At 63.3% G+C, this 20,028-nt stretch carries 17 protein-coding genes; 7 read left to right on the top strand and 10 right to left on the bottom strand.

Annotated elements, in window-relative coordinates:
* Positions 1-36 precede the first annotated feature (36 nt).
* From JQ609_RS06165 to lptF, 3 genes are all read right to left on the bottom strand, one after another.
* Complete coding sequence (locus JQ609_RS06165) at positions 37-2,436, bottom strand: LPS-assembly protein LptD (protein ID WP_212272764.1); 2,400 nt, start codon at positions 2,434-2,436, stop codon at positions 37-39.
* A 98-nt stretch (positions 2,437-2,534) separates the two neighbouring features.
* Positions 2,535-3,632: an LPS export ABC transporter permease LptG gene (lptG, locus tag JQ609_RS06160; RefSeq protein ID WP_212272460.1), complete on the bottom strand. Its 1,098-nt coding sequence runs from the start codon at positions 3,630-3,632 to the stop codon at positions 2,535-2,537.
* A complete protein-coding gene (gene lptF, locus JQ609_RS06155; protein WP_212208005.1) occupies positions 3,629-4,795 on the bottom strand; it encodes an LPS export ABC transporter permease LptF in 1,167 nt (388 codons plus the stop codon). Before lptF ends, lptG begins: the two co-directional genes overlap by 4 nt.
* A gap of 364 nt (positions 4,796-5,159) precedes the next feature.
* Between lptF and JQ609_RS06150 the strand changes: the two genes are divergently transcribed.
* The 3 genes from JQ609_RS06150 (at position 5,160) to JQ609_RS06140 (ending at position 7,803) form a co-directional block, all read left to right on the top strand.
* On the top strand, positions 5,160-6,659 hold the full coding sequence (locus JQ609_RS06150) for a leucyl aminopeptidase (protein ID WP_212272457.1): 1,500 nt from the start codon (positions 5,160-5,162) through the stop codon (positions 6,657-6,659).
* A gap of 34 nt (positions 6,660-6,693) precedes the next feature.
* Positions 6,694-7,146, top strand: a complete 453-nt coding sequence (locus JQ609_RS06145; protein ID WP_212208007.1) for a DNA polymerase III subunit chi — start codon at positions 6,694-6,696, stop codon at positions 7,144-7,146.
* A gap of 165 nt (positions 7,147-7,311) precedes the next feature.
* Positions 7,312-7,803 carry a hypothetical protein gene (locus tag JQ609_RS06140; protein WP_409363387.1) on the top strand — a complete coding sequence of 164 codons (492 nt, stop codon included), beginning with the start codon at positions 7,312-7,314 and terminating at the stop codon, positions 7,801-7,803.
* 53 nt (positions 7,804-7,856) lie between these two features.
* Here JQ609_RS06140 and JQ609_RS06135 read toward each other — a convergent pair whose 3' ends face one another.
* From JQ609_RS06135 to JQ609_RS06125, 3 genes are all read right to left on the bottom strand, one after another.
* Entirely contained in the window at positions 7,857-8,585 is a 729-nt protein-coding gene (locus JQ609_RS06135; RefSeq protein WP_212272449.1) for a class I SAM-dependent methyltransferase, read from the bottom strand.
* Between the two features lie 43 nt (positions 8,586-8,628).
* The gene (locus JQ609_RS06130; RefSeq protein WP_212272447.1) at positions 8,629-10,503 is read right to left on the bottom strand and encodes an ABC-F family ATP-binding cassette domain-containing protein; all 1,875 of its coding nucleotides are present in this window, start codon (positions 10,501-10,503) and stop codon (positions 8,629-8,631) included.
* A gap of 96 nt (positions 10,504-10,599) precedes the next feature.
* The gene (locus JQ609_RS06125; protein WP_212272784.1) at positions 10,600-11,085 is read right to left on the bottom strand and encodes a hypothetical protein; all 486 of its coding nucleotides are present in this window, start codon (positions 11,083-11,085) and stop codon (positions 10,600-10,602) included.
* A gap of 230 nt (positions 11,086-11,315) precedes the next feature.
* Here JQ609_RS06125 and ndk point away from each other — a divergent pair, with 230 nt between their 5' ends.
* A complete protein-coding gene (ndk, locus tag JQ609_RS06120) occupies positions 11,316-11,738 on the top strand; it encodes a nucleoside-diphosphate kinase (RefSeq protein ID WP_212272445.1) in 423 nt (140 codons plus the stop codon).
* Positions 11,739-11,798: 60 nt separating this feature from the next.
* On the top strand, positions 11,799-12,638 hold the full coding sequence (locus tag JQ609_RS06115; protein ID WP_212208010.1) for a TerC family protein: 840 nt from the start codon (positions 11,799-11,801) through the stop codon (positions 12,636-12,638).
* Positions 12,639-12,798: 160 nt separating this feature from the next.
* Here JQ609_RS06115 and ppx read toward each other — a convergent pair whose 3' ends face one another.
* The 4 genes from ppx to JQ609_RS06095 form a co-directional block, all read right to left on the bottom strand.
* Positions 12,799-14,301, bottom strand: coding sequence for an exopolyphosphatase (ppx, locus tag JQ609_RS06110; RefSeq protein WP_212208011.1), 1,503 nt, complete (start codon positions 14,299-14,301; stop codon positions 12,799-12,801).
* 27 nt (positions 14,302-14,328) lie between these two features.
* Positions 14,329-16,527: an RNA degradosome polyphosphate kinase gene (locus tag JQ609_RS06105; RefSeq protein ID WP_212272436.1), complete on the bottom strand. Its 2,199-nt coding sequence runs from the start codon at positions 16,525-16,527 to the stop codon at positions 14,329-14,331.
* A 161-nt stretch (positions 16,528-16,688) separates the two neighbouring features.
* Positions 16,689-17,366 (bottom strand): chromosomal replication initiator DnaA, encoded by a 678-nt coding sequence (locus JQ609_RS06100; RefSeq protein ID WP_212208013.1) that lies wholly within the window; start codon positions 17,364-17,366, stop codon positions 16,689-16,691.
* 77 nt (positions 17,367-17,443) lie between these two features.
* Positions 17,444-17,986, bottom strand: coding sequence for a CDP-alcohol phosphatidyltransferase family protein (locus JQ609_RS06095; RefSeq protein ID WP_192740702.1), 543 nt, complete (start codon positions 17,984-17,986; stop codon positions 17,444-17,446).
* A gap of 160 nt (positions 17,987-18,146) precedes the next feature.
* On the opposite strand from JQ609_RS06095, the gene purM reads away from it, so the two are divergent.
* A complete protein-coding gene (gene purM, locus JQ609_RS06090) occupies positions 18,147-19,220 on the top strand; it encodes a phosphoribosylformylglycinamidine cyclo-ligase (protein ID WP_212272434.1) in 1,074 nt (357 codons plus the stop codon).
* A gap of 4 nt (positions 19,221-19,224) precedes the next feature.
* Positions 19,225-19,878, top strand: a complete 654-nt coding sequence (gene purN, locus JQ609_RS06085) for a phosphoribosylglycinamide formyltransferase (protein ID WP_212272432.1) — start codon at positions 19,225-19,227, stop codon at positions 19,876-19,878.
* The last annotated feature ends 150 nt before the right edge of the window (positions 19,879-20,028 follow it).

Genomic DNA, 20,028 nt, shown 5'->3' with positions numbered 1-20,028 from the left:
ATACGCCGGGAACTGTTCGACAAGGCTTCGCCCACGCTACTGAAGGCCGCCGGCGCCGGTGGCCGACGTGGACGAATTCGCGATGGTCCGCAGTCCGATCTGAAGCATGAACCCGTGACTGAGGACCGGCGGCGTGGTGCCGGCGGAATAGGTGTAGGACGTCACATAATTGGCAGCGAGTACGAAGCAGTCGTCCACATAGCCTGCGCCGATGATGTACTGATTGAGCTTGTTGGCTTCAAGATCCCACCGCGCGGAACCCGACACCACCCAGTTCGTCGCCAGCTTGACCGATGCGCTGCCGAGCAGGCCCTCGCGCCGGGTCAGGTACCCAAGGGCCGGCTGCTCCGCATAATTGCCGTACAGCAGGCTGACCGACCAGCGGTCGAACGACGCGCGGCCCTCGGCCTCGAAACGGTTGAGGTTGAGCGTCGCTTCGTCCATGCGCCCGCGCACGCTGAACGTATAGGTCCGGTTGGGCGAATAATTAACGCGGGCGACATAGTCGGAGCGCGTGTTCTGTAGGCCGGAATCGACCCCGGTATTGGTCAGGTCGGCGACCGCGAACGAGTTCATGCCGAACAGCTGATAGGATTGACCGAACAGCACGTTGATGCTGCCGCCGCGGTCGAACTGCGTGGTCGCCTGCACGCCGACATTGGCGCGGCCGCCGCCTTCGATGCGGTCGTAGCCCGAGAACTTGTCCACCGCGAACAAATTGCTGGCGTCGAACACCATGCTCTGCGCGTCTTCGTTGGGCAGCCTGCCGGCAAAGGTCTCGTTGGGGCGGATGATGACCTGCGCGATCGGCTCGATCGTGGTGGTACCCCAGGGCTGAACGTTGATGAAGGGATAGCGATATTCGAGGCCGACGGTCGGCATCACGCGCAGCGCGGTGGTATCGCCGACAGGCAGGAAATTCGAGACGCCCGGCTGATTCGAAATCGAGGCATCGACCGCGTCGACGCGGGCGATCGCGAACGGCGTCCAGATTTGGCCGTAGGGGTCGGTGTACGACCGCCGCCACTGCGCTTCCGCGGTGAACCTTGTGTAGGTGCCGGGGATGCCGCGCAGCAGACACTGCGAGGGGACCCGCGCGAGCGGATCGGCGGACGCGGTGGTGCAGAGCCCGGTGGTGTTTGCGAGCGTCGTGATCGGGTCGAACGCCGCGGTCGAGCGCGACAAGCTGGTGAAGTTGGTCTTGTAGCTGACCTCACCGCCGAAGATCGGACTGTTGATCACGTTGGAATAGTCGATCACCGGATGGATGACCGGAACCTTCTCCTGGCTGCCGGAGAAGCTGAGGTAGTAGATCGTGCGCGCGTCGAAGAAGCTGCGATTGCCGACGCCGGTCAGATAGAGCTGCGAGATCGCTTCGGTCGGCAGGCTCAGGAAAGATCCCAGCGCATCCCTGTACTGGGCCAGCCGGTAGTCGGACATGAAGAAGTAGTCGGACAGCAGCACGCCGTCCCAACCCCAGGTCCATTTGTCGTTGATGGCGAACTGGCCCTTGGTTTCGACGCCGCCGCGGAGATCGCGGTCGCCGGGTTGGCCGGCGAAGGCGCTGCGATCGAGCTGGTTGATGCCATAAGCGCGGATCGCATACGAGCCGTTGATCAGGCGCTGGCGGAATTCGCCCTGAAACAGCACGCCTTGCCGGGTCGTGATACGCGGATTGAAGGTCGCGTCGTAGTCCGGCGCAATCGCCCAATAGAACGGCGTTTCCACGCCGTAGCCGTAGGGCGTGTACGAGCTGAGGAACGGCATCAGGAAGCCGGTCTTGCGCTTCACGGTAGGATCGGGCGTCGAAAAATAGGGCAGATACGCCATCGGCACACCGAAGAATTCGAGCTGGGCGTTCTCGAAATACAGCATCTTCTCGGTCTGGTCGTGGATGATGCGCGCACCCTTGACCTGCCACAAAGGCGGCTTCTTCGGATCGTCCTTGCAGGGCGCGCAGGCGGTATACACGCCGTTTTCGAACACGGTATAATTGCCGCTGGTCCGGTCGGCACGGGTTGCCGCCATCCGCGTCGCATCCTCGGTGTCGACGCGCAGCGAATCGACGAAACCGTCACGGTAGTCGTCGCTCAGATCCATGATGTTGGCGTAGGTGACTTTGCCTTCGGCGTCCGTCAGGCGGATGTTGCCCTCGGCATGCAGGCGCTTGGTCTTCTGGTCGTAGATGACCTTGTCGGCCTCGACGCTGGTGCCGTTGTAGAACATCTGCACGTTGCCGACCGCCGACACACGCTGGTTGTTGTAGTCGTAATCGACCTCGACGGCCTGCACGAGCATTTGCCCGTTGTTGTTGACGGGCCGTGGCGGCGCTTTGGGCGGCCGCGGATTGTAGGTGAAGCCTTGCGCGGAGGCGGGTGCCGTCGAGGCAAGCCCGATCACGCCTGCGAGGGCAAAGCCGGCGAGCAGGGCGATCATCGGGACGCTAACGGTGGCCAAGCGGTTCCGATAGCGGCGCAGCGGGCTGCACCGCCTGAACGCAGGCGACCTCAACTGGCGGGCGGCGACAACGGCCACTACCCGTCCTCCTGGTACAGCAAGGCCAAAAAACCGGTGAGGCCGCCCACGCATACGGGCAACCACGCCGCAGCGATGGGATGCATCAACTCAGCCTTGCTCAAATCCTCAGTTACTTTCGACAGAACGTAGAGCAGAAAGCCCGCACCCACGCCACTCAAAACCATCTTTTGCACGCCGCCCATCCGGAAGAAGCGAAGGCTGACCGACGCCGCCAACATCACCATTGCAGCCAGCAAAAACGGCTGTGCGATGAGCTTGTGATACTGCAAACGGTAGCCGGCGGTCGCAAATCCCGAGCTCTCCGAAGATCGGATATAGCCGGGGAGTTGCCAAAAAGACACAGTTTCCGGGGTCGAGAAACTGTTGCGAATCTGGGCCGGCGTCAGGGTGGTTGTGATGTACAGGTTTTCCTGCTCGATCGGCGGCTTGTCGAGGGAGTATCGGCGCACCGATTTGAACACCCAGCGGCCTTCTTCCAGCGACGCCTCGCGGGCCTCGATTCGTTCCTTGAACTGCAGGTTTGTATCGAATCGGAACACCGTGAGACCGGTCAGCCGCACGCCCTGCCGCTCGCTGCGGGCGGCGTTGATGATGGTCTGACCCTCGCTGTTGATCTGGTTGAGCCAGAATCCGGACGCGTCCTGGATGCCGCCGCCAGGTGCCGAGCCGAACAGTTCGGCCTCCATCCGCTTGGAAAGTTCGCGCAGGTTGGCCGACATCGGGTTGTAGGCGACCGTGGCGATGGTCCCGAGGATGATCGCGCTGGCCAGCGCCGGCGAGATGAACTGCCAGGCCGATACGCCGGCGGCGCGCGCGACCACGAGTTCGAGCCGCCGCGACAGCGCAAGGTAGCAGGTCATCGCGCCGATCAGGACGCAGAACGGCATCAGCTTTTCGAGCAGCTGCGGCACGCGGTACAGCGACGTCTGCGCGACCGTGATCGCCGACGCCGACGCCAGCCCCGAGGTCTTGCGCACCATTTCGATGTAGTCGACCAGCACCAGCAGCACGAAGATGCTCGCAAACACGCCCACTGCCGCGACCAGGAAGCGGCCGGCGAAGTATCGCCCGAGCGTATTGGTCAACATGCTCATGCTGTGGCCGGCCGTCCAAAGAGCCGCGCGAGGCGCGCATTCGATTTGTTGATCGCCTCGATCAGGCCGGCCGGCGGTTCCACCACCACGCCGCCGACGATCATCCACAGGCCGACGCCGATCGATGCGAACAGCATCACATACTGGACCAGCGCGGCGGTGGGATTCTTCACCGCCATGACGGAGCAGGCGAATCCGGCCATGCGCAGGCCGAACACCGCGATAATCGAACCGCCGATCGAAAAATTGCGGCTCTGCCGCGTGGTGCGCGGCGTGCCCAGGAACGCGAACGTCAGGACCGCGAACGCGAACGGATACACCGGCGCCATCAAGCGGTCGTGCAATTCGGCGTAAAATTGCCCGCCCAGTTTCTTGAACACCGGGTCGTTTTCATCCGGCGAAGCCAGTTCCCAGAGGTAGCGTTCGCGAATCCCCAGTATCGTGTCGCGCTGATTGGAGAATTTGGACATGTCGAATGCGTAGCGCCCGAACGCCACCAGTGCGGGGTCGCGCTTGCCCGCTTCGAATCGCTCGAGGTTGCCGTCTTCCAGCACGAGATACGAGCCATTCTCGTTCTTCAGCACCGTGCCGTGATCCGCGATGATGGTGACGCGCTCCTTCGGATCGCGGCGATCGTCGACGAAGATGCCGGCGAGCACGCCGCCCGGCAGGCGTTCGCGGATGCGAATCGTCAGGTTCTGGTCGAGCTGGGCGAAACGACCGGGCTGCAGGATGTTGGTCAGCACGTCGGCGGTGATCTCGGCGTCCCATTGCTTGATCCGGCGCATGCCGTCGGGAGCGAGGTAGGCGCCGATGAAGGCGACCATCAGCGCCACCACGCAGGTGGCGTAGAAGAAGGGACGGAACAGCCGGAACGGCGAAAAGCCGGCGGCGTTCATCACGATGATTTCCGAATCGGTGGCGAGCTTGTTCAGCGTGTGGGAGACCGCGATCATCAGCGCGATCGGTGCGATGATCAGAACCAGCGCGGGAATCACCAGGCTGGTGATGCCGAGGAAGGTGATGATGGTCTGACCCTGGCTGGTCATCAGGTCGATGCCGCGCAACGCCTGCGTAATCCAGATCACGCCCGTCAGGCTGACCAGGACCAGCGCAAACGACGCAAGCGTCGTGCGGAAGATATACTTGTCGATCGACCCCATCGTTTACCGCACGATCCCACCTAGCGTGCCAAAAGAGCGGCTTGCGACCAATCCCGAAAACCGGGATCCCCAAGGTCGCGCCGCCAGCCTTTCAGCCATCTACGCTCTCACTACCATCCCTTTGATCCGTCAACAAAATGGCCGGGCCGTGGCACCCCTAGGATATGGTTAATTATTCGGCCCCTGTGGCCTTGCGGCCACGCAGGCGCTTGGCAGCGCCGCGGCTGACAGGCCATAGTGCGGCAAACCGAGGTCCCGGCCGATCGGGACCGCCACCGACGAGACCATTCTGAATACCGCTCCGCGTATCCTTGGGACCGCTTCCGGTCCCGAAATCAGCCCCTGAATTCTGGAGGAATTGCCTATGTCCGACGCCGTCAAGGTCGGCTTTATCCCGTTTTCCGCGGCGGTTCGCGGCATTCTGGTGGTGTTTTGCGACGATGCGCTGAAGTTCGGCGCGGCGACCCGCAAGGCGCTGGGATCAGCGGCCGACACCGTCAAGCGGGCCGCGGCGGCCAACCAGTTCAAGGGCAAAAGCGGCGCGGCGCTCGACATCCTGGCGCCGGAGGGAATCAAGGCGCCGCGGCTGATCGTCGTCGGTCTCGGGAAATCGTCGGCGCTGAAGGAGAAGGATTTTCTCAAATTCGGCGGCGTCACCGCCGGCAAGCTCAATGCCGCCAGTGACGCCGTTACCATCATCGCCGAACTGCCGGATGGCGCGATGCAGCCCGATCAGGCCGCCGCCATCGCGGCGGGCGTCCGGCTGCGCGCCTATAAATTCGACCGCTACAAGACCAAGAAAAAGGACGAAAACGGCGCCTTGCGATCAGATGTTTCGATTGCAGTGGCCGACGTTAATGCTGCGCGAAAAGCCTTCGCGCCGGAATCCCACGTCGTCGACGGCGTGATCATCGCGCGCGAGCTCGTCAACGAGCCGCCGAACGTGCTTTTCCCGATCGAGTTCGCACGCCGCGCCAGTCAGCTCAAGAAGGTTGGCGTCAATGTCGAGGTGCTCGACGTCAAGGCGATGACCAGGCTCGGTATGGGTGCGCTGCTCGGCGTCGGCCAGGGCTCGACCCGGCCCAGCCGCACCGTGATCATGCGCTGGAACGGCGGCAAGAAGGGCGAGCAGCCGGTTGCCTTCATCGGCAAGGGCGTTTGCTTCGACACCGGCGGCATTTCCATCAAGGGCGCCGCCAGCATGGAAGACATGAAAGGCGATATGGGGGGAGCCGCCTGCGTCGTCGGCCTGATGCATGCGCTGGCGGCGCGCAAGGCCAGGATCAACGTGGTCGGCGCCATCGGCCTCGTCGAGAACATGCCTGACGGCAACGCCCAGCGTCCCGGCGACATCGTGACCTCGATGTCGGGGCAGACCATCGAAATCATCAACACCGATGCCGAAGGCCGGCTCGTGCTGGCCGACGTGCTCTGGCACGTCAACAAGAAGTTCAAGCCGAAATTCATGGTCGATCTGGCCACGCTGACCGGCGCGATCATGGTCGCGCTCGGCACCGAACATGCCGGCCTGTTCTCCAACAATGACGAGTTATCGGAACGGCTGAGCAAGGTCGGCCTCGAGACTGGCGAGAAAGTCTGGCGACTGCCGCTCGGTCCGGAATACGACAAGCTGATGGATTCGCAATTTGCCGACATGAAGAATGCCGGTGCACGGTACGGCGGCTCGATCACCGCCGCCCAGTTCCTGCAGCGTTTCGTCGACGATACACCGTGGGCGCATCTCGACATCGCGGGAACCGCGATGGGCGCGCCGAAAACCGACATCAATCAAAGTTGGGGCTCCGGCTACGGCGTGCGATTGCTCGACCGGCTGGTCTCGGAATATTACGAAGCCAAGAAATAGCAGCGCAATATTAGCGGAAGAGCAGAAAACCTGCATGACGGAAGTCCTGTTCTACCATTTGCAGAACATGTCGCTCGAAAGCGTCCTGCCGCCGCTGTTGGAAAAGTCGCTGGAGCGGGGCTGGCGCGTGGTCGTGCAATCGACCTCGCAGGAACGCACCGATGCGCTCGATGCGCATCTGTGGACCTACAGCGACGATTCGTTCCTGCCGCACGCCACCTGGCGCGCCGCAGATGCGCCGGATCAGCCCATCATCCTTTCGACTGAGGAGGGCAATCCGAATCGCGCCAATGTCAGGTTCCTGATCGACAATGCCGCACTCCCTGCGGATTCCGACAGCTACGAGCGCCTGGTGCTGGTGTTCAACGGCGACGATGCCGACGCGCTGACCGCGGCGCGTGGCGTCTGGACCGATTGCAAGGCCCGCGGCTTCGAGGTGACCTATTGGCAGGCCGACGAGCGGGGCCGCTGGCAGCGCCGGCAATAGCGATATAAGACAATTAATGATAATTTGAAGTTTCTTCCGGCAGACTTGTGGGTAGCCATGGTCGTGCCGCAAAGTGATGTTGGGACAAGTAGTTACATATCAAGGGCGGGGGAGCCTGGGTCCAGCGTGCGAGACGGAACGTTCAATCGAAAGCCATTGGTGGCGTTGCTTCTGCTCGGTCCCGTGATCGCGGGCTGCAGCAGCGCGCCTGACCTGCTTTCGAAGGATGCCGATTGGTTCTCGCGTCCCGGCCGCGTCTTCATCAAGAGCATTTCGATCGAGACGCCGCCGCTGACGCCGGACAAGCCGGTCACGGCAGAAGAGCTCGTCTCCGCCGACGGCGCCTGTCCGGGAATGGCGCCGCCATCAGGCGCTGCCGACGCCAATGCGCAGGCTGGTACGCCGCCCTCGACGACCGGTAGCGTCGCGCTTGGCCATACCGAATGCGATGTGGTGCGCGGCATCGGCGCGCCCGACAGCGTCAACTTCTCGAATAATCCCCGCGGCGATCGCGTTGCGATCGTCACCTATTCGCGCGGCCAGCGCGCCGGCATCTACACCTTCACCGCTGGACGTCTGTCGTCGATCGAGCGCGGGCCCGAGCCGGTGCAACAGCCGAGGGGCGCCAAGCCGAAGCGAAAGCCGGCGGCGACGTAAGCCGGAATGGTGGAAGTTCGGATCATCAACCCGCTCGGGGAGGTGGCATCCGCTCAGCGTTGAGCGACCACCAACAACATCATCGGCCGCTCCAGTTCTTCAGCCAGATCAGGGTTGCTGGCAACCTCATCGTCTGCGGGACTCCACTCCTGAACATGTCGGATAGTGAAGTTGGCACCGATCAGGATGTTTAGCGTTGTTCCGATCGTCCGGTGATATTTCAGCACGTCTTTCGCGAGCCAATCTGTCCTTCGGGGACCCTCGACGGAATATTGATTGACCGGCCACGTCCTGCGGCCATCACCATCAACCGACCAGCCCGGACGGGTCGGCGCCATGTAGATTGGATGCTCGATCGTGAAGACGAGGTGCGCGCCTGACGTGAGCGAGCGATGCACCGTCCGAACCAGTCTTTCGAAATCCTGCACGTAGTGAAACGCAAGCGAACTATAAGCCAGATCGAAAGAGGCTTCGGGTAGATCGAGATGATCGAGGTCAGCGATCGCATATTCGATGTCCGGATCGCTTGTATCGGCGGTGGCTCGAGCAATCATGTCCTCGGAAATATCCAGCGCGAGGATATGCGCTGCGCCATGCATCTTTGCCCACCGGGCGAACCAGCCGAAGCCGCAGCCGAGATCGACGATCCGCTTGCCGTTGAGATTCGGAAGCAGCGCGCGTATCGCGGGCCATTCCGGAGCGCCGTCGAGCCCGTGCACTGAGCGGCGCAACTTGCCGTAACCGGCAAAAAACTCGGGCTTGTCGTAGATGTTCTGCGCCATTCTCGGCTCCGCAGGTGCGGGGGCGGTTTGCCCAAGATCGCTTTCAGCCCGTCGCCTCGTCATATTGCGAACTTGCTTCCAGCCAGTTTTCTTCCGCGCGCTGTAGTGCGCTTGCGGCACCGGCGCGGGCCTTGCTGAGCTGGGCGGCCTGCTTCGGATCGCGCGTGAACAGGTCCGGCAGCGCCAGCGCGGTGTCGATCTTGGCGATGATGCCGTTGATGCGCGCGATCTCGGCCTCGGCCTCGGCGATTTTTTGCCGCAGCGGCGTGCGCTTTTCGCCTCGAGAGCGTTCGGGCTTTGCGTTTTCCTTCGCACGCTCATTGCCACGGTCGCGCGAAGCGGGTCTGACGTCGCGGATCGACAGCACCATTTTGCGGTACTCGTCGAGATCGCCGTCATACGTCGTCACGGTCTGGTTGGCGACCACCCACAATTGATCGGCGCAGGCTTCGATCAGATAGCGGTCATGCGAGACCATGATGACGGCGCCGGGAAATTCATTGATCGCTTCGGCGAGGGCGGCGCGGCTGTCGATGTCCAGATGGTTGGTCGGCTCGTCCAGGATGATCATGTTGGGGCCGTAGAACGTCGCGAGGCCGAGCAGCAGCCGCGCCTTTTCGCCGCCCGACAGGCTTTTCACCAGGGTGTCGCCGGCCTTGCCGGAAAATCCGATGGCGCCGACCCGCGCCCGCACCTTGCTCTCGGGCGTCTCGGGCATCAGCTTGCGGACATGGTCGTAGGGCGAGCCATCGAGGTTGAGTTCGTCGACCTGATGCTGCGCGAAATAGCCGACCGACAGTTTTTCCGCGCGCGTGATCCGCCCCGAGAATGGCGGCAGCTTGTTCGCCAGCAGTTTTACAAGTGTCGATTTGCCGTTGCCGTTCGATCCCAGGAGTGCGATGCGGTCCTCGGTGTCGATCCGCAGCGTGACGCGGTTGAGCACGGGCTTTTTGGGATCATAGCCGACCGAGACGTCATCGACCGCGATGATCGGCGGCGACAGCATCTTTTCAGGCGTCGGGAATGAAATCTCGCGCACGTCCTGCGTCACCAGCGCCGTGACCGGCTTCATCCGCTCCAGCATTTTCACGCGCGACTGGGCCTGGCGCGCCTTGGATGCTTTCGCCTTGAAACGGTCGACGAAGGCCTGCAGCCGCTTGCGCTCGTCCATCTGCCGCTTGGCATGCTTGGCGTCGAGCATCTCGCGCGTGGCGCGCTGCTCCTCGAACGACGAATAGGTGCCCTTGTAGAGCGTCAGCTTGCCGCGATCGAGATGCAGGATCTGGTCGACCGACGTGTCCAGGAGATCGCGATCATGGCTGATCACGATCACCGTGCGCGGATAATTTGCCAGATGGTCTTCCAGCCAGAGCGTGCCTTCGAGGTCGAGATAGTTGGTGGGCTCGTCGAGCAGCAGCAAATCGGGCGCCGCGAACAGCGTCGCGGCGAGTGCGACGCGCATGCGCCAGCCACCGGAGAATTCCGAACAGGGGCGGGCCTGATCCGCGGTCGAGAAGCCGAGGCCCGAGAGGATCGCAGCAGCCCGGGCGGGTGCCGAATGCGCATCGATATCGACCAGCCGGGTCTGGATCTCGGCGATCCGGTGCGGATCGTCGGCGGTCTCGGCTTCCTGCAACAATGCGTCGCGTTCCAGGTCGGCCTTCAGCACGACGTTGATGAGGCTTTCCGGCCCGTCGGGGGCTTCCTGAGCAAGGCTGCCGATGCGCCAGCGCGGAGGTATCGAGATGCTGCCGGATTCGGTCGGCAGATCACCGCGAATCGCGTGAAACAGCGTCGATTTCCCGACGCCGTTGCGGCCGACGAAGCCGACGCGCGCGCCGGGCACGATTTGCACGGAGCTGTCGTCGATCAAAAGCCGTCCGGCGATCCGGATCGAGATGTCGGTGATTGAAAGCATGCGGCCTTGTCACCGGACCCGCCGCCAAACGCAACCGATTTATCTGGCGAATGGGCGCTCCCAAGGCTTAGGCGCTCCAAAGGCTCCCGATACAGGTTAACACATCTCGTTCTCACGCCGGCGGAGCTCATTGATCAATTGCTGCAAGCGGGGCGAGAGTTCGGTTTCCGGACGCATATACTGCTGCAACCGTTCGCCGACGGCATCGCAGATCGATCGCGAAGTCCGGTGATCGATCTGCTCGAAAACGGGATTGATTTGGCTATCCATGGCGAGTTCCAGCATCGCTTTTGAGTAAATCTGAGCAAGTTGCTGCAGGATAAAGTCATGAGACTGCAATTTGTTTCGGGGTTGCAGAGCTCGTATGCGCGCATCAGAAGCGAGCCGGGGAAACGCTGTCCGCCGGTTCCCTGCATCGACGGGGGCAATAGCGAGGCCGACGAAGAGGGCTCGGCCAATTTCGGAGAAGCCGCGGCAATGCCAAGCGATCGATTGCGAAACACGATCGTCCGATTGCGAAGCGTGATCGAGGGTTCGGCGCGGATGGCGCCATCCGCGAGCTCGCTTCGGATCGGTCCACAACGCCCGATTGCCTGAAAGGCTACGTGCTGAACGCCCTCGGGCCGGCGTGAAATGGCTGCAGTAAAGGGCTCGAAGCGCTTTCGGCCGAAGGCCCGGCCCGGATGACGATCCGGGGCGGCAGGGGCTGACCAGCGAAATCGCGTCAAAAACGCGGCTTGGTCGCTTGCCGTCGCAGGACTGCGCCGATATAAGCCCCCAACTCTCAATCAGCGTTTTGTAAGGACGTAATCATGGCGATGGAACGCACTTTCTCGATCATCAAACCCGACGCGACCGAGCGCAATCTGACCGGCGCCGTCAACGCGTTGATCGAGAAGGCGGGTCTTCGGATCGTGGCCCAGAAGCGCATTCGCATGACGCGCGACCAGGCCGAGACCTTCTACGCGGTCCACAAAGCGCGTCCGTTCTTCGGCGAACTGGTCGACTTCATGACGTCGGGCCCGGTCGTGGTGCAGGTGCTGGAGGGCGAGGGCGCGGTGCTGAAATATCGTGACGTGATGGGCGCGACCGATCCATCGAAGGCGGCCGAGGGCACCATCCGCAAGGTTCACGCCAAGTCGATCGGCGAGAACTCGGTGCATGGTTCGGACGCAACGGAAACGGCCGCGATCGAAATCGCGCAGTTCTTCTCCGGCAACGAAATCGTCGGCTAAATCAAAACGAGCGGCGCGCGAGCGCCGTCCAAGGGCGGCCACGCGCCGGGGGGAAATGCTGTGAACTGGGTGCTGCAAATTTTCGATCCGGCGACGATCTCGACCTTCTTCACGCAGTTCCAGGCCGAGATGCAGCAGCCCGCCTTCTGGGTCGCGCTCGGCAAGATCATGTGGATCAACATCCTGCTGTCGGGCGACAATGCGCTCGTCATCGCGATGGCGTGCCGCGGGCTGCCGCCGCGCCAGCGGTTCTGGGGCATGATCCTCGGCGCCGGCGTCGCCGTTGGGCTGCGCATCATCTTCACCGGCATCGTCGTGTCGCTGATGGCGCTGCCGTTCCTCAAGCTGGTCGGCGGCCTGGCGCTGCTCTACATCGCGGCCAAGCTGCTCGTGCCCGAACATGAAGGCGAGGGCGACGTTCACGCGGCGGCGCATCTGTGGGCCGCCGTGCGGATCGTGGCGATCGCCGATATCGTGATGAGCCTCGACAACGTGATTGCGGTTGCGGCCGCCGCCAATGGCAGCATTCCGCTGCTGGTGATCGGCCTTGCGATCAGCGTTCCCCTGATCGTTGCCGGTGCGGCGCTGATCATGGCGCTGCTGACGCGCATGCCCGCTCTGGTGTGGGCCGGTGCAGGCCTGCTCGGCTGGGTCGCCGGCGAGGTCATGGCCACCGATCCTGCCGTCGTTCCCTATTTGCGTACGCTTTCCGATGGCCCGGTCGGCGTTTCGCTCGACCGCGTTTTCGGCCCGATCGGCTTGCACTTCGCCAATGGCGGTCATGGTGCAGAGGTGGTGTGCGGCCTGATCGGCATCGCGATCGTGCTGATGATAGGATCGACGTGGCGCAGACGCGCCCAGGAAAAACACGCCGCCGAGCACGCCGCCAAGGCGGCGTAGGGGTTCACACAGCGGAACGCGTAGTGAACTGCTGGCATCGCGATACGGAAACGCCCGGGAATCTCCCGGGCGTTTTTTTGATGTGAGCTCTCGGCGATCCATCGCATCCATGCTTGGGGCCGTTGTGCAATGAGACAGGGACTCTAGACTAGTTCTGTCTTTACCGCCGCACGATCGATCCGGAGCGTCCGACCAGCCGGGCCAGTTGCTTGAAACGGCTGCCGACCCGGTCGGCGACGAGATCGACCATCCGGTGCTCGAACACCAGCATCAGCTTGCGGCCTTGGCTGCGGAAGTGCGTCGCGGGCAGCACACCGGTTCGCGCCGCCGAGATCAGATGCGCAACGCGGAACGCGGCGCCGAGCATTCTGGCGCGCTCGTCCATGGCGGGTGGCACCAGTTCGCGGATCCGCGCCGGCGGTTCGTTTTCCTCGCTGAGACCCGCGTAGCGGTAAAACACCGACAGCGCGACAAAGGCGCGGCCCTGGTGACTGATCGAGCCGAAATTGCCGTTGGTGATCAGGCTTAGCGTCTCTTCGCCGCGATGGTCCGGATGCACCCGCCAGCCGATGTCGGACAGCAGGCATGCGGCGTGGCGCAGCCGGCGTTCCTCCGGCGTTTCGCGCAGCTTGACGACCCTGACCAGACGATCGGTCCACGAGACCAGTTCTTCGGCATGGCGGGCGGAGCGCGACAACAGCTGGTTCAGCGTCTGCGCGGCGCAGATGAATCCATCGAGGGTGCGCTCGGATGGCGGCAGCTTTTCGTACAATAGCCCCTCGCGCACGCCGAAGGTCGAGAACACGATGGTCTTGGGCTTGGCAACGCGAATGATGTGTTCGAGCACCAGCGCCGCGTAGGTCAGCAGCGGCCGCCGCGCGTCGGAGATCATCTCGATATTGGCCAGCATGTTGGCCGCAACCAGCCGCCGCAGCCGCTGCGCGAAGTCGAGCGCGTCCGCCGCCGGGATCGAATAGCCGTGCATCACCCGCAGCGGGTAGTCGCTCTGGATGATGTGGATGCGCGCCAGCGCACGCCAGGTGCCGCCGACCGCATAGAAAGTGCGGCCGCGGCCGGCCGTGAGCTGGGCGACGTCGGACAGTTCGTCGGAGACGATTCGCTCGGCTCGCTTCAGCGATTTGTCCGACAGATCCTGCAGCGCCAGGCTGCCGAGCGGCAGCGTGACGCCGCTGCGGACGCGGTTGCGGTGCACGTCGATCAGTTCGAGCGAACCGCCGCCGAGATCGCCGACGATGCCGTCGGGATTGTGCACGCCGGAGACGACGCCGAGCGCCGACAATTTGGCCTCGCGCGGTCCCGACAGGATCTGAATGGTGGCGCCGCAGATGCGCTCGGCCTTGGCGATGAAATCGGGGCCGTTGGAGGCGTCGCGGCAGGCCGCCGTGGCGATCGCATAGACGCGGCCGACCTTCTGGATTTTGCACAACGCGCGAAACCGCCGCAGCGCGGTCAGCGCCTTGGCGACGGCGTCGGTCGCCAGCAGCCCGGTGGTCTGGACCTCGCGGCCGAGCCCGCACAGCGCTTTCTCGTTGAAGATCGTGACGAGGCTGCGCGCCATCGTTTCATAGACGACGAGACGAACCGAGTTCGAACCGATATCGATGACGGCGACGCTGCTAGCGCGCTTGCGCGGCCGCTTCACCGCCAATCCCCCATATGACGCAACCCGCTAGGACGAATGCTGACGCTCATTCCGGCGCGTGAGGCGGCGCGGCGAAGATTCCTTGAGAGACTTTCCACGGCCTGACAGACTCGGATTCGTCATGAAGTAGTTGTGCAGATTGAACGGCTCTTCGCCTTTCGCGGCCTTCATACGCGTTGAAGACCCATCGGGCAACAATTGCCAGCTTTGCTCGGTATCCTTCAGGTTCGCGACCATGATCTGTTCGAGAACCTGCTGATGCACCGTAGGATTTTGCAGCGGACAGAGCACCTCGACGCGGCGGTCCAGGTTGCGCGGCATCATGTCGGCGGACGAGATATACACAGCAGCTTTTGTGCTCGGCAGGCCTTGACCCATGCCAAAGCAGTAGATTCGGCCGTGTTCGAGGAACCGGCCGATGATGGATTTGACGCGGATGTTCTCCGAAAGTCCGGGCAGCCCGGGCCGCAGGCAGCAGATGCCGCGCACCACGAGCTCGATCGAAACGCCGGCCTGCGAGGCCTCATACAGCGCATCGATGATATCAGGATCGACCAGCGAGTTCATCTTCATCCAGATCGCGCCAGGCTTGCCGTGGCGGGCGTAATTGGATTCACCCTTGATGTGTTCGATGATGCGGTTGCGCAGTGTCAGCGGCGACACCGCCATGCGCTCGATGTCGCTGGGTTCGGCGTAGCCGGTGATGTAGTTGAACACCCGCGCCGCATCGCGCCCGATGATCGGGTCCGAGGTGAAGTAGGACAGGTCGGTATAGATGCGCGCGGTGACGGGGTGATAATTGCCGGTACCGGTGTGCACATAGGTGGTGAGGTTGCCGCCCTCGCGGCGCACCACCATCGACAGTTTGGCGTGGGTCTTCAGTTCGATGAAGCCGTACACCACCTGCACGCCGGCGCGTTCGAGGTCGCGCGCCCAGCGGATATTGGCTTCCTCGTCGAACCGCGCCTTCAGTTCGATCAAGGCGGTCACCGACTTGCCGGCTTCGGCGGCTTCGGCCAGCGCGCGCACGATCGGCGAGTTGTTCGAGGTGCGGTACAGCGTCTGCTTGATGGCGACCACATCGGGGTCGCGCGCGGCCTGTTGCAGGAATTGCACGACGACGTCGAAGGATTCGTAGGGGTGATGGACCACCAGATCCTTCTGCCGGATCGCAGCGAAGATATCGCCGCCATGGTCGCGCACGCGTTCGGGATGGCGCGGCACATAGGGCACGAATTCAAGGTCAGGCCGGTCGAGCCGCGTCAGCTGCGACAGTTCGTTCATCGCCAGCACGCCGTCGACCAGGAAAATCTCGTCGTCGGCGGTGGAAAGCGCTTGCTGCACGAAGGCGCGTAGCTCTTCCGGCATCTTGGCTTCGATCTCGAGCCGGATCACCGATCCGCGCCGCCGCCGCTTCAGGGCGGTCTCGAACAGCCGCACCAGATCCTCGGCCTCTTCCTCGATTTCCAGTTCGGAGTCGCGGATGATGCGGAAGGCGCCCTGGCCCTTGACGGTGTAGCCGGGGAACAGGCGGCCGATGAACAGGCCGGTGGCCTGTTCCAGCGTGATCAGGCGCACCGCGCCGTCCTTGCCCGCGGGCATGCGGATGAAGCGGTCGATCTTGCCGGGCATGCGGATCAGCGCGTTCATCGGCTTGCCGTCGGCGACCCGCGACAGATGCAGCGCGATGGTGAAACCAAGGCTCGGGATGAACGGGAAGGGGTGCGCCGGATCGATCGCGAGCGGCGTCAGCAGCGGGAAGATGTTGTGGAGGAAGTGATCCTCGATCCAGCTCCGCTCGGTCTTGGTGACGTCGTGGCTGTCGACCAGAATGATGCCGGTCTGGGACAGTATGGTGCGCAGATCGCTCCAGATCGCCTGCTGGTCGGAGGCGAGTTCCGAAACCGTCTGGTTGATGCGGACGAGCTGCTCGGAGGGGGTCAGGCCATCCGGGCTGCGTTCGGCAATACCTTCACGGACCTGCGCCTTGATACCGGCGACACGGACCATGAAGAATTCATCAAGGTTATTGGCTGAAATCGACAGGAACCGGACCCGCTCCAGCACCGGATGGCCGGGATTGACGGCTTCCTCAAGCACCCGGCGATTGAAATGCAGCCAGGACAGCTCGCGATTGATGAACCGCTCCGGGCTAGTGGCGATCGCCAGCGGCGCTTCGGCAATTACGTCTTTTTCTTTTATTTCAACAACTTGCGCCGAGTCCATGAAGTTTCGATCCATCTCAGTTGGAGCGCCGCGCCAATCTAGGCGGATGCCATGCGCACCATGTGATAGTTGGATGACGTTTCGATGACATTGATGTTCCGCCGGCCGCTGCCGTCAAGGCGGCGGGGGCGTGACATGGCGCGCAGCGGCAGTAGCGCCCGTCAGGCGTTGCGGAGCAGTTCGGCCGCCAGCGCCCGGGTCACCGGCCGGCCGAGCCGCAGCGCCTCGCTATCCAAGAGGTCGATGGCCTGGCGCGCGGCCGCATAGGACCGCTCGATCCGGCTGGCGAGATAGCTCACGACAGTCTCGTCGATGCTCAGCTGGCGGTCGGCGCAGAATTTGACGATCAGGCCGCGGAACAGCAAATCGTCGGGCGGCAATAGCGGCACCGTCGGCACTGCGCGCAGCCGAGAGCGCAGATCGCGCAGCTCGACCTCGAAGGCCGATGGCGCAATCCGCGCCGTCATCAGAATGGAGGCTTCGTCTTCCCGCCCCAGATTCATCAGGTGGAACATCGCGCGCTCGTCGAAATCCCCCGGTTTCAGGTCCTCGACCACCAGCGCCCCCGTCGCAAGCGCGCCGGGTACTGCAGTTGGCGTCAAGGCATGGGCTGAGATCGAGCGGGCGCCGGCTTGCTCGGCCCAGATCGCGGCGAGATGGCTCTTGCCGGAGCCTTCCGGGCCCACCAGCAGCATGATGCGGTTGGGCCAGTCGGGCCAGCGTTCGATCAGCGCCAGGCCCGCTTCATTGGCCGGCCCTTCCAGAAAATTGTCGCGGGTCAGGCTTTCGGCGTGCGGCAGCGCAAAGGCAAGCTGACGGGGTTGAACGCGAACTGCCACGCAAGTCTCCGGAACCATGGCGTTTTCAAGCGAAGTGGGTACCGGTTCGCGTGAGGACAACGCTTCGAACAAAACGCCTATTTGGCCTCGATCGTACTCATGTGCCGCACCCACTCCACGAGATAGAGGGAGACGGAAACCAAAGTAAAGACCGTAACAAAACCCATCAGGATCAGGTCGTATGGCGTCGGCTTGAAGTTGAAGCCGAGCGACGCCAGCACCAGGGCGGCGAACGCCACCTGCGCCACCGTGTTGAGCTTCGAGACCATCAAGGGTTTCATCGGGATAGGCTTGTCGAACAACCATGACACGATCACGGCGGTGACGATCATGATGTCGCGCGACACCACCAGGATCACGATCCACAGCGGCACCGCGCCCCAGATTCCGAGCGAGACGTAGATCGAGACCAGAAGTGCCTTGTCGGCGAGGGGGTCGAGCAGGGCGCCGAGCTCGCTGGTCATATTGAAGCGCTTGGCGAGGAAACCGTCGACGGCGTCGCTGACGCCGGCAATCACGAAGATCGCAAATGCGATCTCCATCTGCCTCGAGGCGATCGCCCAGACGATAATGGGCACCAGGATGATGCGACCCAGCGTAATGATATTCGGAATATTCAACTCGGTCGCTTCCCGGCTACCGGCCCTGATTACGTAACAGATCCGGCCCTTTGCGGGGCAGGCCGGTTGTTATCTACATAGTATATGCATCCGGTCCTTGCGAGCCATTGCAGGATCGCGGAAATCCTCGTAACCAGCCGTCTTCTGACGGGAATTGAGCATGATCGACCGCAAAAACGGGCTCACTTACGCCGATTCGGGCGTCGATATCGATGCGGGCAATCGCCTCGTCGATCTCATCAAGCCGATGGTGCGCGCCACCGCCCGCGCCGGCGCCGACGCCGAAATCGGCGGTTTTGGCGGGCTGTTCGACCTCAAGGCAGCCGGCTTCACGGACCCGGTGCTGGTGGCCGCGACCGACGGCGTCGGCACCAAGGTCAAGATCGCGATCGAGACCGGCCTGCATGGCGGAATCGGCATCGACCTGGTGGCAATGTCGGTCAATGACCTCGTGGTGCAGGGCGCCGAACCGCTGTTCTTCCTCGACTATTTCGCCTGCGGCAAGCTCGATCCGGAAGCTGCGGCGGCCATCGTGGCCGGCGTCGCCGAGGGCTGCCGGGAGTCCGGCTGCGCCCTGATCGGCGGCGAGACCGCGGAAATGCCCGGCCTCTACAAGGACGGCGATTACGACCTCGCAGGTTTTGCGGTGGGCGCGGCCGAACGCGGCACGCTGCTGCCCCGTCCGGATATTGCGATCGGCGACGCTGTGATCGGCTTGGCGTCCTCGGGCGTGCATTCCAACGGCTTCTCGCTGGTTCGGAAAATCGTCGAAAACGCCGGCCTCGGCTTTGACGCGCCGGCACCGTTCTCGCCCGTCATGACGCTCGGCGGCGCGCTGCTGGCGCCGACGCGGCTCTATGTGAAGTCGTGCCTGCGCGCGATCCGCGAAACCGGCGCCATCAAGGGCCTCGCCCACATCACCGGCGGCGGCTTCACCGACAACATTCCGCGCGTGCTGCCGAAGCATCTCGGGGTCGGCATCGATCTGGCCCGGCTTCCGGTGTTGCCGGTCTTCAAATGGCTGGCCGAGCAGGGCGGCATCGCCGAGCTCGAATTGCTGCGCACCTTCAACTGCGGCATCGGCATGGTCGCGATCGTCAAGCCGGATGCGGTCGACAGGGTCACCGAGATCCTCACCGAGGGCGGCGATACCGTTGCCCTGCTCGGCGAAGTGATCGCGGCGGAAGGCGAGCACCGCGTGGTCTATAACGGTCATCTGGACCTGTCGCGGTGACGCCGTGAAGCGCCGCGTCGCCATTCTGATCTCCGGGCGTGGATCGAACATGGCCGCGCTGATCGACGCGGCGAAGCTTGCGGATTTCCCGGCGGAAATCGTCACCGTGATTTCCAACCGCGCCGATGCCGGTGGCCTGGAAAAGGCTGCTGCGAGCGGCATTCCCACGACCGTCATCGAGAGCAAGCCGTTCGGCAAGGACCGCGCCGGCTTCGAGGCGGTGCTGCAGCGGGCGCTGGACGAAAAGAATGTCGAGCTGATTTGCCTTGGCGGGTTCATGCGGCTGTTCACCGCCGAATTCGTCCAGCGCTGGTATGGCAAGATGCTCAACATCCACCCCTCGCTGCTGCCGTCCTTTCCCGGCCTCGATCCGCACGGCCAGGCGCTCACGACCGGCGTGAAGATTTCAGGCGCCACTGTGCATTTCGTGATCCCGGAAACCGACGCGGGGCCGATTGTGATGCAGGGCGCGGTTGCGGTGGCCGATGGCGACACCGCCGAGACCCTGTCGCAGCGCATCCTCGGCATCGAGCACCGAATCTATCCCGCGGCGCTGCGGCTGCTCGCCAGCGGCAAGGTCCGCCTCGAAGGAGATATCTGCAGGATTTCGGGACAGGCCGCGCCGGACGGAACCCTGATCTGGCCCGCGCAGGACTAGGCCAGTGCCACCCGGTGCAAAGCACTGTGGCCGGCGAACAACAACGGCTTCCATTCAATCCTGTGTCAGGCCCGTAAGCGATTGACGCTCTGCGCGAACTGGGCGCAAATCCGGGCATGCTGACCGGCTTGTCGCGCATTTTTTTTGAGC

Source organism: Bradyrhizobium sp. AUGA SZCCT0169, assembly GCF_018130085.1.
GTDB lineage: Bacteria > Pseudomonadota > Alphaproteobacteria > Rhizobiales > Xanthobacteraceae > Bradyrhizobium.
Note: the sequence above shows the minus strand (reverse complement) of the source record. Positions and strands in the feature narration are given on the sequence as shown.